General features: G+C 52.4%; 13 protein-coding genes and 1 pseudogene. 6 read left to right on the forward strand and 8 right to left on the reverse strand.

The annotated features are described in order from the left end of the window. Positions 1–13: 13 nt before the first annotated feature. From PM3016_RS06180 to PM3016_RS06200, 5 genes are all read right to left on the reverse strand, one after another. The gene (locus PM3016_RS06180) at positions 14–835 is read right to left on the reverse strand and encodes a hypothetical protein (RefSeq protein ID WP_238540451.1); all 822 of its coding nucleotides are present in this window, start codon (positions 833–835) and stop codon (positions 14–16) included. Continuing rightward, positions 832–1,806 (reverse strand): sugar phosphate isomerase/epimerase family protein, encoded by a 975-nt coding sequence (locus tag PM3016_RS06185; protein ID WP_014368778.1) that lies wholly within the window; start codon positions 1,804–1,806, stop codon positions 832–834. Before PM3016_RS06185 ends, PM3016_RS06180 begins: the two co-directional genes overlap by 4 nt. A 94-nt stretch (positions 1,807–1,900) precedes the next feature. Beyond that, positions 1,901–3,565, reverse strand: coding sequence for a type 2 periplasmic-binding domain-containing protein (locus PM3016_RS06190; RefSeq protein ID WP_014368779.1), 1,665 nt, complete (start codon positions 3,563–3,565; stop codon positions 1,901–1,903). Positions 3,566–3,700: 135 nt separating this feature from the next. Continuing rightward, positions 3,701–4,573, reverse strand: a complete 873-nt coding sequence (locus PM3016_RS06195; RefSeq protein WP_013917505.1) for a carbohydrate ABC transporter permease — start codon at positions 4,571–4,573, stop codon at positions 3,701–3,703. Positions 4,574–4,595: 22 nt separating this feature from the next. Then, positions 4,596–5,555, reverse strand: a complete 960-nt coding sequence (locus PM3016_RS06200) for an ABC transporter permease (RefSeq protein ID WP_013917506.1) — start codon at positions 5,553–5,555, stop codon at positions 4,596–4,598. A 644-nt stretch (positions 5,556–6,199) separates the two neighbouring features. Here PM3016_RS06200 and PM3016_RS06205 point away from each other — a divergent pair. From PM3016_RS06205 to PM3016_RS37040, 5 genes are all read left to right on the forward strand, one after another. Then, complete coding sequence (locus PM3016_RS06205) at positions 6,200–6,853, forward strand: FusB/FusC family EF-G-binding protein (RefSeq protein WP_013917507.1); 654 nt, start codon at positions 6,200–6,202, stop codon at positions 6,851–6,853. Positions 6,854–7,236: 383 nt separating this feature from the next. Further along, positions 7,237–7,755: a spermidine/spermine N(1)-acetyltransferase gene (gene paiA / locus PM3016_RS06210; RefSeq protein ID WP_014368780.1), complete on the forward strand. Its 519-nt coding sequence runs from the start codon at positions 7,237–7,239 to the stop codon at positions 7,753–7,755. 401 nt (positions 7,756–8,156) lie between these two features. Then, the gene (locus tag PM3016_RS06215; RefSeq protein WP_041619038.1) at positions 8,157–9,344 is read left to right on the forward strand and encodes a DUF418 domain-containing protein; all 1,188 of its coding nucleotides are present in this window, start codon (positions 8,157–8,159) and stop codon (positions 9,342–9,344) included. Between the two features lie 185 nt (positions 9,345–9,529). Next, positions 9,530–10,351 carry a DUF3888 domain-containing protein gene (locus tag PM3016_RS37035; RefSeq protein WP_014368782.1) on the forward strand — a complete coding sequence of 274 codons (822 nt, stop codon included), beginning with the start codon at positions 9,530–9,532 and terminating at the stop codon, positions 10,349–10,351. Between the two features lie 82 nt (positions 10,352–10,433). Continuing rightward, complete coding sequence (locus tag PM3016_RS37040; RefSeq protein ID WP_014368783.1) at positions 10,434–10,946, forward strand: sugar O-acetyltransferase; 513 nt, start codon at positions 10,434–10,436, stop codon at positions 10,944–10,946. A gap of 145 nt (positions 10,947–11,091) precedes the next feature. On the opposite strand, the pseudogene PM3016_RS41310 reads toward PM3016_RS37040, so the two are convergent. Both PM3016_RS41310 and PM3016_RS06225 read right to left on the reverse strand, forming a co-directional pair. Continuing rightward, a pseudogene (locus tag PM3016_RS41310) lies at positions 11,092–11,223 on the reverse strand (IS3 family transposase); the annotation flags it as partial. A 256-nt stretch (positions 11,224–11,479) separates the two neighbouring features. After that, positions 11,480–12,121, reverse strand: a complete 642-nt coding sequence (locus PM3016_RS06225; protein WP_014368784.1) for a bifunctional transcriptional activator/DNA repair enzyme AdaA — start codon at positions 12,119–12,121, stop codon at positions 11,480–11,482. 178 nt (positions 12,122–12,299) lie between these two features. On the opposite strand from PM3016_RS06225, the gene PM3016_RS06230 reads away from it, so the two are divergent. Further along, positions 12,300–13,064 carry an SDR family oxidoreductase gene (locus tag PM3016_RS06230; protein ID WP_014368785.1) on the forward strand — a complete coding sequence of 255 codons (765 nt, stop codon included), beginning with the start codon at positions 12,300–12,302 and terminating at the stop codon, positions 13,062–13,064. Between the two features lie 162 nt (positions 13,065–13,226). On the opposite strand, the gene PM3016_RS06235 is transcribed toward PM3016_RS06230, so the two are convergent. Then, positions 13,227–14,105: a sigma-70 family RNA polymerase sigma factor gene (locus tag PM3016_RS06235; protein ID WP_014368786.1), complete on the reverse strand. Its 879-nt coding sequence runs from the start codon at positions 14,103–14,105 to the stop codon at positions 13,227–13,229. Between the last annotated feature and the right edge of the window lie 39 nt (positions 14,106–14,144).

Raw genomic sequence — 14,144 nt, forward strand, 5'->3', positions numbered from 1 at the left:
CGCCCGCGCTGCCTTACTCCGCTTCCGCGCGGAGCCGCGCCAGCAGCGCGTTCATGCGCCGAGGAATCTCCTCGCGCAGCGCGCTCCACGGCGCGAAGGCATCCGCGGGCCACTCGTACCGCCGGTAGCGGTGCGAGGGCCGGAAGCGGAACGCCTGCAGGTGCCGTGCGGCGAGCTCATCCAGCTCGGCGTCAGTGGCGAACGTGCCGCGGAACAGGTCCGGCACGAGTACGCCGCCCTCGCCCGCGAGCTCCATCCCGGCCCGCTCGCCGTCCGGCAGCAGGCGGAAGAGCTCCGGCATGGCGCCGAAGGCATGCTTGCCGGCCTGCACATGAAGCACGGGCCGCCGGCCGTCTTCGAGGTTGCTGCGGTCCGGCAGCAGGCCGAGGAAGAATTTGCCGTGGAAGCTGGCTTCGCACCGCACGACTTCCCCTTGATGGCCGAGGTAGACCCAGACATGCTCGAGATCGTAGAGGTGGCCGATGTCATAGTCCCAGTAGACGGCGTATTCGATCACCGAAGAGACCTCGGCGGGATCGAAGCGCAGCTCGCGGCGGAACGACGGTGAAGGTCCGGAGGCCTCAAGCAGCGTCACTCCGCAGCGGACGGGCACGAAAGGCTCCTGCTCGTCGAGCAGCATGACGGGGGCATAGGCGGCGGCCAGCTTCAGGAGACGATCTCCTGCGCCGCCGCTCATACGCCCGCCCCTTCCTGCAGCGCCTGCAGCCGGGCGGCAGCCAGCGTCTGCACGCTGATCCGGATATCGCCCGGACGTGCAGTCGACCTTGGACTCCCCCGCAGCCCGCCCCAACAGACGATCTCCGCCGCCGCTCATACGCCCGCCCCTTCCTGCAGCACCTGCAGCCGGGCAGCCAGCGTCTGCACGCTGATCCGGATCTCCTCCGGCGTGCAGTTCGGCTTGAGCTCATAGACCTTGAGCTCTGCCGCGGCGATGGCCGGAAGGAACCGCTCGAACCCCGGCACGTCCTGCGTATGGACGTAAGGACAGCCGTGGTCGACGAGCCCGACCGTATCGTGGATATGCATGCCGTAGATGAGGCGCCGGTACTTCACCATGTCGACCGTGTTGTCGTACAGCCCCATGCGCTCCATGATGATCGCATGGCCGCTGTCGACCCACAGGTAGACGGGGGCGGCGGCAAGGCCTGCGATCACCTCCGCCGCTTCGGCCGGCGTCGGGAGCTGGTGGCACCGGGCTCGCGTCTCGAGCCCGATCGCCACACGGATGCCGCGGACGGCCAGCCGCTCGCACACGGTCTCGAGGCTGTCCCGCATGTGATGCAGCGCGGGAGCGGCGGCTTCCGTGCGCCGGGCCAGCATGCGCCGCCACGTGTCCGCGTACGCCTCCGACTCGCGCAGGCCCTCACGGTAGAGCCGCTTCAGCTCCGCATCGAACTGCGGACCGATGTCGGCTTCGCCCGGGTGCAGCACGACGGCTTTGGCGCCGTAGCGCGCAGCATACTCCGCGGACTGCACGAGCAGCTCGACGCCCTGCCGGCGCATCGCCTCGTCAGGATGCCCCAGCATGAGGGAGTCGGGGCCGAACTCGGGATCGTCCGTCCGCGGGAAGACATGGTGCACGGAGGAGATCTCGATGAGACCGCTTTCGATCATCGGTTCGATCGTCTCGAGATGCTGTGCCGTAACCTGGTAGTTCAGCTCGATCCGCCGGAAGCCGAGCCCCCGGATCTCGTCGATCATGTCGCGGCCGACGGCATGGCGCTTGACGTTCCAGCTCGTGGAGAAGGAGAAAGCATCGTAAGGATTCGGTACGGATGAGTTCATGGACTTGTAACCTCCTGAAGCCTCAGTGTGGGATAACGGCAAAATCAGCAGGGGAGGGCATCCGCCACGGGGCCCGTCCCTCTGCCTTACCCATTTATTTCTTCTTCACATTAGCGTACCACTCATTGGCTTCTTTGGTAAGCTGCTCGCCGCCGGCTTTGTTCCAGTTGGCGACGAAGGTGTCGAAGTAGTCGACCGGCTTGTCGCCGGTGATGATGGAGATGATCATCTCGTCGCGCATCTTGAGCAGCTCGGCCTTGTATTTGGCGTCGGATGGCAGTGCGCCGATCAGCTTGTTGCGCACGGTGCCGACGTCATACTTGTGGTCATACGCCCACTGGTTGCGGTGCTTGTTCGTGTCGTAGGTCATGAAGCTGGCGGCAAAGGTCCCCGCGCCGTATGCGTCGCCGCTGGTCATGGTGTCATACGGAGGCAGCGTGCGGATCGTGTTCAGCTCCGGATCTTCGGACTCCCAGTGCTTGCCCCGGACGCCGGAGAGGGCGGTCATGTAGTTTTCCTTGGTCGACCCCATGTTGTGCTCGAGGATCTGCAGTATCTTGCCGAGCTTGTCCGGCTCCTTCTCGAGCGGCTTGCCGAACACGACGACCGGCGCATCCACGAAGTTGTTGGCGAACAGCGTGCGCTTGTTATCCTTGCCGAGCGGCGGCAGTCCATGAACGAGGGAGTTCGCGATGTTCGGATCCTTTTTGTACAGCTCCTGGTAGTTCTGGCCGCCCTTGTCGCCCTTGATCTCCGGGATCGGGCTGTACCAGTGGTGGAACTGCGCATGGCCGGTGAAGCCGATCCGCGAGTTGATGAAGGCATGGGAGAGGCCCCAGTAGCCGCCGGTGTTCTCGCCGGTGATGAACTCGGGGTCGATCACCCCGTCCTTGTACCACTTGTTCAGGAGCTTCAGCGCATCCTTGACCTCCGGCTGCACGGCGCCGTAGACAAGCTTGCCGTCACGTTCCTGCCAGAACCAGTCCTGCCACTTGTGGGCGGAGAAGCCGGGGAGATAGCCGAAGGCGCCGAAAATCACCTGCAGACCGGATTTCGAAAGGCCGTACGTATCCTTCTTGCCGTTGCCGTCCGGATCGTTGTTCGCGATCTTATAGAGCGCGTCCTCGAATTCGGCGAGCGTATCCGGTGTCTTCTCGATGCCGAGCTTCTTCAGCCAGTCGCCGCGCCAGACCACGGTCGTACGGAACAGGGCCGAGTCGGCGAGGATCGGCAGGCCGTAGATTTTGCCGTCCACCTTGGCGAAGTTCAGCCAGTCGGGCTCCAGCTCTGTCGCTTTCTTGTAGACATTCGGCATGAGCTTCTTGATGACCTCCTCCGGCACCTCGGCGAGAACACCCTGGTTCACGTACTCGGGGAGGGTGGTCATTTTGACGGCGTTGCGGTTGTAGTCGGGAATCTCGCCGGAGGCCAGGCGCATGTTGAACAGCTCGGTCACCTTGCTGTGGTCGAGGTTCCAGATGTCGAAGTCGACGTTGAACTTGTCCTCATAATACTTGACCATATCGGCGTCCTGCGGCACCGGTACCGTCTCATAGGGAAGCCAGGAGATGCTGTACTTTTTGCCATCTACCGGGTTGTACCTGCTAAGCGCGTCACCGGAAGAGCTTGCGGCTGCGGCACCGGCTTCGCCTGTTCCGGAAGCGGTTTTGGACGTTTGGCAGGCGGTCATGACCGGCACTGTGACCATCATCAGGGCGGCGAGGCGGGCGATATGCTTTGCGGCTTGGGAGGATTTCATGGATTGGGGGCACTTCCTTCGTATAAGGTAGGGTGTTGTATATAAAGGCGACGGAGCGCCTTGTTTCCTGGAGGCTTACTCATCGTTGGACACTCATCTCTGCGAACATGACGGGGGGTGATCCGTTCCGCAGGCTCAGCCCTTCACGGACCCGACCAGCATGCCCTTCACAAAATACTTCTGCAGCAGCGGATACACCGCCACGATCGGCAGCGTCGTAACCATGAGGGTGGCGGCCTTGATCGTCTCTGTGGAGACATGGGGGCGGTCCTCCGGAATGGCCGTGGACATCACATCCATCTGGCCGTCGAGCACGATCCGGCGCATTACGACCTGCAGCACCTCTTTGGACGGATCGGTCATGTAGAGCAGGGAGTCGAACCACGAGTTCCAGTGGGATACCATATTCCACAGCGCCAGCGTGACGAGAATCGGCAGCGAGAGCGGCAGTACGATCTTCAGCAGAATGACGATGTCGTTCGCCCCGTCGATCTTGGCGGATTCCTCCGGCTCAGCCGGCAGCGAGGCCAGGAAGTTGCGGGTGACGAGCAGCTGGAAGGCGCTGATCATGGACGGCAGCACCAGCGCGCCGAGGTTGTTCGTCAGGCCCAGGTCCTTGATGAGCAGGTAGGTTGGAATCAGGCCGCCCGAGAAGAACATCGTAAGGAGGATGAGCTGGGTCCAGAACCGGCGGTGCGGAAAATAAGGCTTCGACAGCACATACGCGGCCGCCATGGTGGTGACCACGGAGAGTAAGGTGCCGACCGCCGTCCGGGAGATGCTGTTCAGGAAGCCGCTGCGGATGTTCGGGTAGCCGAGCACCTGCCTGAAGTTATCCAGGGTTACTTTCTCGGGAATGATCTTCAGCGTCGTGAACGATACGTCGGCCGGGCTGAGCGACATCGCGAGCAGGTACAGGAACGGATACAGGGTGATTACGCACAGCAGGGTCATGAGCGTGTAATTCAGAACATCGAATGCGGAGGTTCTCTCCAGGGCGCGGTTCACTTGGCCGCCCTCCTTTCGTGGTTTACCATAAGCCGCTGCGGTTAAAGCGGTTCGCCGCCCAGTTGGCGCCGAGCACTAGCAGCAGCGAGATGACGTTCTTGAACAGCCCGACGGCGGTGGCAAAAGAGTACTTGAGCTGCTCTACGCCGCTGCGGTAGGTGTAGGTGCTCAGCACGTCGCCGACCTGGTAGACGGCCGGGTTGAGCAGGTTGAACACCTGGTCGAAGTCGTCCTGGATGAGCTTGCCGACGCTCAGAATGAGCATGACCGTCACGACCGGTGCGATGCCCGGCAGCGTAATGTGCAGCATGCGCTGCAGCCGTCCCGCTCCATCCACCTTGGCTACCTCGTACAGCTCGGGATTGATCCCCGCGATCGCGGCAAGATACACGATGGCGCCCCAGCCGAGATCCTTCCATACGTCGGAGAAGACGAGCACCCAGCGGAACCAGTCGGGATCACCGACGAAGAACACCGGTGAGAAGCCGAGGAGCTTCAGCAGGTGGTTTACCGGACCGATGGAAGGGGACAGGAACTGGATCAGCACCCCGGCCATAATCACCCACGAGATAAAATGGGGAAAGAACGTCACGGTCTGCACCAGCCGCTGGAACAGCAGGGAGCGCAGCTCGTTCAGGAGCACGGCGAACAGGATCGGGGCGGGGAAGCCCGCCGCGAACTTCAGCAACGAGAGAATCAGCGTATTGCGCAGCACGAGCCAGAAGCTGTCCAGCGAGAACAGGTAGCGGAAGTGCTCGAGCCCGACCCAGGGGCTGCCGGAGATCCCGTCCATGAAGCGGTATTGCTTGAACGCGATCTGGATGCCGTAGATGGGCACATAGTGGAACACGATAAAGTAAATGATGGCGGGCAGCAGAAGCAGCGTAAGGTATCTATGCTTCCAGTAGCCGTACAGCGAAGAGCTCCGCCAGGCCGACGGCTTCGCCGATCGTTCGGTAGGCATGGACAGCGATGACTGCATGCAGGGGGTTCCTCCCTTAATGGTGGTTTTGAACGTGGTATCCGGTGCGGAGCGGCGGCTTGGCCGGTTCCGCAGCACCAACATAAGGGAGAACGGGCGGCCCGCTCAACGGAAAAGTTTTTGATTTCTAGCACAATTTCTACTCTTTCCTCATTTTGGAGGTAACGGGAATTCGGCGCAGGCGCAAAGTTTGGAGATCGCGGAGGATTTAACATGGGGTTAACACAACCCGGCATCCGGGTTAACGATTCCAGGGTATAATGATCGGCTTGATTGAGGTGAGGGGCTGGGGACACGGGCAGAACTGGGCCCAGGCTTCATAGCACTGTTCAGTTGAATAGCCCTATCTGATCCTGCCCGAGAGGTAGACTCGCAAGCTGCGGATTCACGGCAGGTGCCTTTATCTCTGCGTACCGGTTCGATTATAATATACTCATTCCTACGAACGGGAGGTGATACTGATGGCAATCAGAGATTGCCGGATTGGACAAGCCTCATGCAAAGCCGAATAGGAGAGGCGATACTTTGCATGGGCTGACCAGGGATTCACGAACGTCGCCCGAATCCGCAGCTATCGTTTTCTAATATATTGGCTTTGCACTTTATTTTCTCTATCGAAAATAAAAAATAAGGGGCTAGTGTCCATGTGCGAACCATTTATTAGAAACCATCAATATAACTATATCCGAAACCAGGCGGACGCGGTGCTTCATGCACTCCGGTCGGTCGGTGATCCGAAGATATGGGAGTCCGTCCGGCTCAGCGCCCAAACCAAGGTGCTGGAGCTGTTTCCGGACTTATCGGATAACAGGAAAACGCTGCTGGCATCCATTTCGGATGTGAAAACAGCAGAAGATGTTCACAACTATAGGCTGGCACTTGAGCCGTATCGGATTGGATTTCCTCCAGTGACCGAGAAGCAGATTCGGAAGCTGTTCCCCAAAAACAAGAAGCTGAAGCTGCCCGATCTCTCTCAAATCGACTTCCGGCAAGTGTCTTATCTGAGCTGGACCGATATCGCGACGAATAAAATGTTCATCGTGTATCCCGCAGGCGAAGGATTTGTCGGTGTAGAGGGCAGATATACCGCAACCCACAAGAAAAGCTACTGCTTCGTATGCAGCAGTTACGAAGAATTGGCCTTGTTCACTGCGGCATCCAAAAAAAGACCGGCACATGCTTCACCGGACTATTACAAATCGGTCGGTAACTATATATGCATGAACGGCCATGAGTGCAACAAGAACATGACCGATGCTGCTTCGTTGGAAAAATTCATCAGCTCGGTTCTGGAATAGCACCGGAAAGATCATGCAAGCAAGTCAAGGGGCAGCTCAGGCTGCCTCTTTTTTCACTGCCAATGATTCGAAGTTCAGGCTGGGTACAACATTGGATCACAACCTTTCGTCAGATACATAGATACCATTATTTTTCCATGAGGAGGGTGTTAGAATGAATCGGCAGGAATTTATGATCTTTACGTAAGTCCCCTCATGAAAAAAGGATGCAGCTGCAGCTCATGCGCTAGCTAAGTGAGGTAGAGGGAGCCAAATGATTTTATTGTTGCAAATACAACGAATATGAGATAAATTAAAACCATGCTTTTTGTTGTATTTGCAACAATAAACAGGAATCATTCCGGAACAATCAGCCAAAATGATAAAAGGAGGATCATCTTTATATGACTATAACTATAAAAAAGTGTACCCTTGAAGATTCGCGAACACTTCAAGAAATTAGTTATGAAACCTTTAACGAGACATTTAAGGATCAGAACTCGCCCGACAATATAAAAACCTATTTGGAAAGGGCTTTTAACATAAACCAATTGGAAACAGAATTATCCCATCCTTTTTCGCAGTTCTTTTTTGTTTATTTCAATAATGAAGTTGCAGGATATGTAAAGGTCAACGCCAATGATGCTCAGTCTGAAGTAATGGGTAATGAATCTCTCGAAATCGAGAGGATTTATATTAAAAGCAAATTTCAAAAACATGGACTTGGTAAAGTTCTGTTAAATAAAGCTATGGAAATTGCGCTGGAATGTGAAAAGAAGAAAATCTGGCTGGGCGTATGGGAAAAAAATGAAAATGCTATCGCTTTTTATAAAAAAATGGGGTTTGTTCAAACAGGGGCCCATACTTTCCATATGGGTGATGAAGAACAAATCGATTTTATAATGACCAAAACACTCATATAACATCTCTCTGTAATGCTATTCAGCCAACATGGGACGTTAGCGTCATAACCAGGGAGCAGTTGTTGCCGCGGCACAGCTGCTCCTTTACTATAGAATCAAGGATGAACTATTTTATTAGCATTCTTAATTCAGTCAGGAACTGTTCTTCACTTGATGAGCTGTAGTGGCGTGCTGTCCCGGCTGCCCCTGATTGGCGATATCCATAATAAAGAACGCCCGGTTTTTAACCATCTGTAACATAAAGTTTGTGGAATCGTATATGGTAATATTAGTGATAGATCGTGCGACTAAACATTCCTGTACAGCCTAAGCAATCGGCTTTGTCTCAACAAAGGAATGCCTCGGTATGATGGGTTTGCCCACGGGTTCGATACCCCGTCCCATCAAGGAGGCGCTCTTACTTGAATACAGTATGGAATGGGAGGATCGGCCATTCGATGTCCAATAACACCCAAAGTAATCCATCATCCTCCGGCAGCGGGCGCAAGCTTGCACCGGATCTAGCCAGAGGCTTTATGCTGCTGCTCATTGCCCTGGCTCATGCTAATCAGAATCTATTAACCCTCGAAGCAACCACTTTCAATCGAATGATCGTAGTATTGCGGCAGATCTTTGTTGACGGACGGGCATTTCCTGTTTTCTTTCTTCTATTTGGCTATGGTATGGTCCAATTATTACACCGCCAAGAAGAGAAGGGGCATGATTGGCCCTTTATACGCAAACTGTTCTTCCGGCGGGGCTGGTGGCTGCTTCTGTTTGGTTTTGCACATGCATTATCGCTTGACGACCTTACAATCGGACTGTATGGCATGGCAACGATCCTCTTTGTCTGGTTTCTTCGGCTATCGGATAAGAAATTGATTTGGATCGCTGCAGCAGCTCTCTTGCTGGCGGCAGTTCTTGGTTCTGAGATTACACGCGGTGAATATGAATGGGGTCAAGTTGCTTCAGCTCCAGGAACAGCTGCTTTAGCCGGCAGCGTAGATACCATGCTGACCCGATTGTTCTACTGGGCTCCCTACAGTTTGATTCTACTGCATCAAGTTATACCGGCTATGGCACTTGGCATCTGGGCAGGCAGGAAAAAGCTGCTGGATCATCCGGAGCGGCACCGCGGCCTCCTCCTGCGGACGGCATCGGTTGGTCTTGCGCTTTCCACACTTGGCGGCATACCGCTAGCGCTCTTGTCCTCGCTGTATTGGAATTCCCCTTCAGAAGCAGCAACAGCCATTGCAGGTTCCATACATACCGTTACCGGCTATGCTGGCGGAATCGGATGGGCTTCACTAATCGGATTAATCGCTTGCAGCCCAAGAACACTACGCAGCAAGCTGACAAGGGCTGTCGCAGCTCTTGGCCAGCGATCGTTGACGTTTTATATTTTTCAGTCTATCGTGTTCTTTATCGTTTTTGCGGAGGGGATAGGCGGTCTAGGCGCTACCGGGAATCAGCTCAGCAGCGATATTGTCGCCTGGCTGACATGGATCTTATCCATACTAATTGCCTTGTTCATGCAGCGCGCTAACTACCCCGGCCCCGCCGAGCAGCTCTTGCGCCGATTGACTTACCGAATGACTCCAAATAGGTGATGTTGTAAATTAGAGCCCGCAGCCGATGAAGAATATGTAAAACTTTAACGATTCAATATGCTACGCAGAAACGGCAGCCAATCCTGGCTGCCGTTATTTTCGTCCTTACGTCTGAGGACGGCAGGATAGTTCAAAAAAAATGGGGAAAATAACAACCAATATATTATGGGGGAGGTGATTTTTTCATGAACAGGTGGGCAGTTCTACTATTGTTTATGTTTGTACTTTTGAACGGAAATGAAGCTGTTGTGGCATCAGATAAAATCATAGTTTCTAGTCTGCGTCCTAATGTTGAATGGGGTAGTTTTAATTTATCACCGGGCGGTATTGAAACGGCTGAAATCAAGTGGTCGTGCTGTAATAAAATTCTTCTTACTAAAGACGAAGTAAATAAGCTCACTATCTTTTTAAGCAAAGTCACGCAAAGTGATGTAACAATATTTACGGGACCTGCTCCCAAAGGTGGTCCTACTCGCTTAGAATTATCCATAAAACCAAACCAAAGATTCTCACTAGTGTTTAATGGAGATTATCTTCTATATCGCGGAAGCCAAGTTTATTTTCCGGAGCTTCGTGAATTTACAAATAAAATCAAGAAGCGGGTCCAATCAGATAGAGAGCAGACCAATTTATATGCTTCATTGGTAGCCCCTGTTACTAGGTCACACGAATACGAAGAACATCATAAAAGACTCGTTCTGACTCTCCTGGCACCCAATATACAAAATCAAATAAACCAATTTTATAAAGATAGACTAACTACATCTCCACAGTTCGCACCTTTTCTTGGAGGGACTGAACTGAATGTACTGTATTATTCTTCGCATATGGAAGTTAATGTAACGCTAACTCCATATGTAGGCCCACATCTGGATGTAGGAATGGATTCGATAAAGTTTCACGTAGATAATGCCGGGAAGGTGACAGTTGCGGAATACAAGCATGTAAAGGATTATGAACTGCCTCCAAATTACAAGTCCTTAATACTGGGGGAAGAGGAACGATAGTTCAACCAAAACAGGGGGCATTTCCCATGTTATTACCGGATAGTTTATACTTTAGAAAAACCATTTTTGCCTGGAGGAAACCATGTCGAAAAAAAAAGTGAAGGTCTATTACGAACGGGGAACGAATGAACTGAGGGAGAAAAACATGCGAGCACAAAGGCTTGTAAAGGCTTTTAATGACTGCGATCCCGAGGATGGACAAGAGAAAGAACGGTTGATTCGAGAACTGTTTGGCAGCGTAAGTGAAGGCATTAGCATTGAGCATAATTTCCATTGTGATTTGGGTTACAATATTTATGTGGGTCGTAATTTCTATGCCGGTTATAATTGCACCATATTGGATATAGCGGAGGTCCGTATCGGTGATGATTGCATGATAGCGCCGAATGTCGGGATCTACACGGCTGGTCATAATATCGGACCCAAAGACCGTAATCAATCTGGTTACGGCATCCCCATTACGATTGGAAATAATGTTTGGATTGGTGGGCATTCCGCAATTCTGCCCGGGGTTTCAATAGGGGATAATTCCATTTGTGGCAGCCGGTTCAATAGTAACAAAAGATGTGCCAGCAAACACAATAGTCGCAGGTAATCCAGCCAAGGTGCTCAAGCAGATTACAGAGGAATAATTTATAACTTTTAACAGATGGGATTAAGCTATCTGGGAACTCTAGCGTCAGGGAGCAGATCGCCGTGAACAGCCCCCCGTTAAGTAGACAGTACAAAAAATAAAAATCTTAAGCGGCCTTGGTCCTGTATTCCATTGGACTGAGGCCGTTTAGTTTTGCTTGTAATCGTTCGTTATTGTAAAAATCGATGTAAGCCAGAATGTCTCTCTCAAGCTCCTCAAAGGTTTGGTAAGTGTGTAGATAATACTTCTCGCATTATCCTGTATTTGTCGATGATCTGGTATTTTGACAATCCACCCTCTACATAATCTTTCACCGCTTGAAGCTTCAGCTCAGCGCTCTAACTTCGATTGCGAGTACTTCTTTCCAGTCCTTCATACCCTTAAGGTTGTTTTATTCATGCTACCCTTACAGTAACAGTTTTTTTATTATTTCACCTGCCTACCGTTTGGGGAGCGTATCACGCGGCAGCTGCTCCCTGCAGTTGCTACCTCAGTTAACTACCTTTATTTCGTGTGTACTGAAGCTTAAGGGAATCTTCTTTATCATCCTCGATATTCGGCATACTCATATAAAATCGGCGAAAGTGAGTAGGTGTTTGCTTGGTCATTTTCTTGAACAGAGTAACGAAATACGATGTACTGGAGAACCCAATGGCTAAAGCAATTTGGTCTAATGACTTATTCGTTTCAAGCAAGTATGCCTTAGCTGCGTTTATTCTCTTTCTCTGAACATACTCCACAGGGGTAACCCCCTTGATCCTCTTGAAGGTTCGCTGCAGATGATAGGGACTCCCATGAAACTGATCCGACAATGCTTCAAGCGTAATCGTATTAACATAATGTTTGTCTATATACTGTGTAATCTGATCAACCCATTCTTCAGTAGGAATTTGCGCTCCATTGGGTTTGCACCGCTTACATGGCCGAAAGGTTTCATATATAGCCTGCGTTGCACTCCCAAAAATACGGACATTCTCTTTTTTGGGTGGTCTTGATTTACAGGAAGGTCTGCAAAAAATGCCTGTTGTCCGAACTCCATATAAAAATTGATGGTCAAAGGCTGCGTCATTGTGAATGATAGCTTGCCAGCGTTCATCAGTTAGCTGGAGCTCCTTTTTTTGAATGGAGTCATTCAAAGTGAAATCACCTCCCGTCTAAGCATACCTTCCTGGCCGCAATTCGTACATAATCTGAAAATAGGATAGCAAGATTCCGTTAATGGCGATTTGTGTGAATGAGAGCACAACATCGCGAAATTCCGGACGTGGTATAACAAAGCTGTATCAAACAACAATTCGTCAGGAGATGAAGCGTATGAGTAAATTGTTAAACAAAGTAGCTATCGTAACAGGAGGGAGCAGGGGCATCGGCCGGGCCATTGCACAGCGGCTTGGGCGCGAAGGGGCGACAGTGGCTGTTCATTACGCATCCAGCCAAGGCGCTGCCGAGGAGGTTGTTGAGGAAATCAAGCACCATGGGGGCTCTGCTTTTGCCGTTGGATCCGATCTAGGGACTCTTGATGGAATTCAGACGCTCTATGACGCGGTGGACCGTGAACTTCTCGCACGGTTCGGCACGACTGGAATCGATATTCTTGTCAATAATGCAGGAAACCCTCTTGTAGCAGCTATCGAGGACACGAAGGGAGACGAATTTGATTCACTGATGTCATTGAATGTAAAGGCGCCATTCTTCATGATTCAGCAGGCGCTCCCCCGCCTCCGCAAAGAGGGGCGCATTATTCAACTTTCTTCAGCAGTTACACGCATTTCCCTGCCGGCTATTCCGGCATACAGCATGTCGAAAGCCGCCATTAATGCATTGACACTCTCCCTTGCGAATCAGCTCGGTCCGCGCGGAATTACAATCAATGCCATCGCGCCAGGATTCGTCGCAACGGATATGAACGCTGGCATGCTCCAAGATCCGGGAAGCCGTCAGTTTGGCGCTGACTACTCGATTTTCGGAAGATGGGGCGAACCGGGGGACATTGCGGATATTGCAGCATTCCTAGCTTCTAGCGAGAGCGGATGGATCACTGGTCAGGTCATTGACGCAAGCGGGGGTTCACACCTTTAATAAGATATATCGCTTTATGTTATCGGTTAACGAGAGTTGAACGATCCAGGAGCAGTTTGCCGCGGCAGCTGCTCCATTAACGCAATAATGGACTATAACATTGAATAACATGCCAAAAACGCAGTGCCTATGATCTGCGGCAATGCGTTTTTCGCATTTTATTTACTCCTTCATTTCTGCTACGTCGAGCTGGCGAATCCGCGATTGTTCGGCAATCATCTCGATCTCGGTGATTTTGCCCTCCACAATCTTGAACTCGAGTACGAAAAGCATGTTACCGCGAGGAGCGACGACTGCGCCAACAGAACCGTTTATTAAGATCGGCCGTGCACCCTGGGCACGACCGGCGAAGCCCTTGGCCACAGCTTCCGCACCGTGAACAAGCGGCCATGCTGCGACAGGAGGGAATGCTGGATCCTGTCTCAGCACAACATCAGGGTCTAATACCGAAAGAAGCTTCACAAAGTCCCCCGAACGTGATGCAGTCAGGAAAGCATCTACAAGTTCCCGTTTCCGCTTGAACTCCTCGGAATCCGCAGTTGCTTTTGCTCCCTGAACCCGACGGCGTGCGCGGCTCGCAAGCTGTCTGGCCGCAACCTCATTACGCCCGATAATCGGTGCTATTTCTGAAAAAGACAAGGCGAAAATATCGTGTAATACGAACGCAATCCGTTCAGAGGGATTCAAGTTTCCAAGGACCATAAGCATGGCAAGACCAACAGAATCAGCCAACAATGCTTCTTGCTCAGGATCGCTGCCGTCTTGTTGGTTATTCACCGGCTCGGGCACTCCCGCAAGCGTAAGCTCTTCACGCCGTGATTTACGAGCCCGCAGCATATCCAAACACACCCTGGAGACGATCGTCGTCAGCCATCCACCCATATTCTCGACGTTGCTGCTATCGGTACGGCTAAACCGTATCCATGATTCCTGTACTGCATCCTCCGCTTCGTTCAAAGATCCAAGCATCCGGTAAGCTACCGTTTTCAAGTGATTTCGATGTGTCTCAAAATGTTCTGCCAGCCATTGAGGATCATCCATTGGTCATATTCCTTCCATTGGTTTCTTATTACTTACCTG

Origin of the sequence: Paenibacillus mucilaginosus 3016 (genome assembly GCF_000250655.1) — a bacterium.
Taxonomy (GTDB): Bacteria; Bacillota; Bacilli; order Paenibacillales; family NBRC-103111; genus Paenibacillus_G; species Paenibacillus_G mucilaginosus.

Excerpts from the sequence above, each read along its gene's own strand:
- PM3016_RS06205 (WP_013917507.1), top strand. The coding sequence starts at position 6,200 with ATGTGCGAACCATTTATTAGAAACCATCAATATAACTATATCCGAAAC.
- PM3016_RS06200 (WP_013917506.1), bottom strand. The coding sequence starts at position 5,555 with ATGCAGTCATCGCTGTCCATGCCTACCGAACGATCGGCGAAGCCGTCG.
- PM3016_RS06185 (WP_014368778.1), bottom strand. The coding sequence starts at position 1,806 with ATGAACTCATCCGTACCGAATCCTTACGATGCTTTCTCCTTCTCCACG.
- PM3016_RS37040 (WP_014368783.1), top strand. The coding sequence starts at position 10,434 with ATGTCGAAAAAAAAAGTGAAGGTCTATTACGAACGGGGAACGAATGAA.
- PM3016_RS06190 (WP_014368779.1), bottom strand. The coding sequence starts at position 3,565 with ATGAAATCCTCCCAAGCCGCAAAGCATATCGCCCGCCTCGCCGCCCTG.
- PM3016_RS37035 (WP_014368782.1), top strand. The coding sequence starts at position 9,530 with ATGAACAGGTGGGCAGTTCTACTATTGTTTATGTTTGTACTTTTGAAC.
- PM3016_RS06230 (WP_014368785.1), top strand. The coding sequence starts at position 12,300 with ATGAGTAAATTGTTAAACAAAGTAGCTATCGTAACAGGAGGGAGCAGG.
- PM3016_RS06235 (WP_014368786.1), bottom strand. The coding sequence starts at position 14,105 with ATGGATGATCCTCAATGGCTGGCAGAACATTTTGAGACACATCGAAAT.
- PM3016_RS06180 (WP_238540451.1), bottom strand. The coding sequence starts at position 835 with ATGAGCGGCGGCGGAGATCGTCTGTTGGGGCGGGCTGCGGGGGAGTCC.
- paiA (WP_014368780.1), top strand. The coding sequence starts at position 7,237 with ATGACTATAACTATAAAAAAGTGTACCCTTGAAGATTCGCGAACACTT.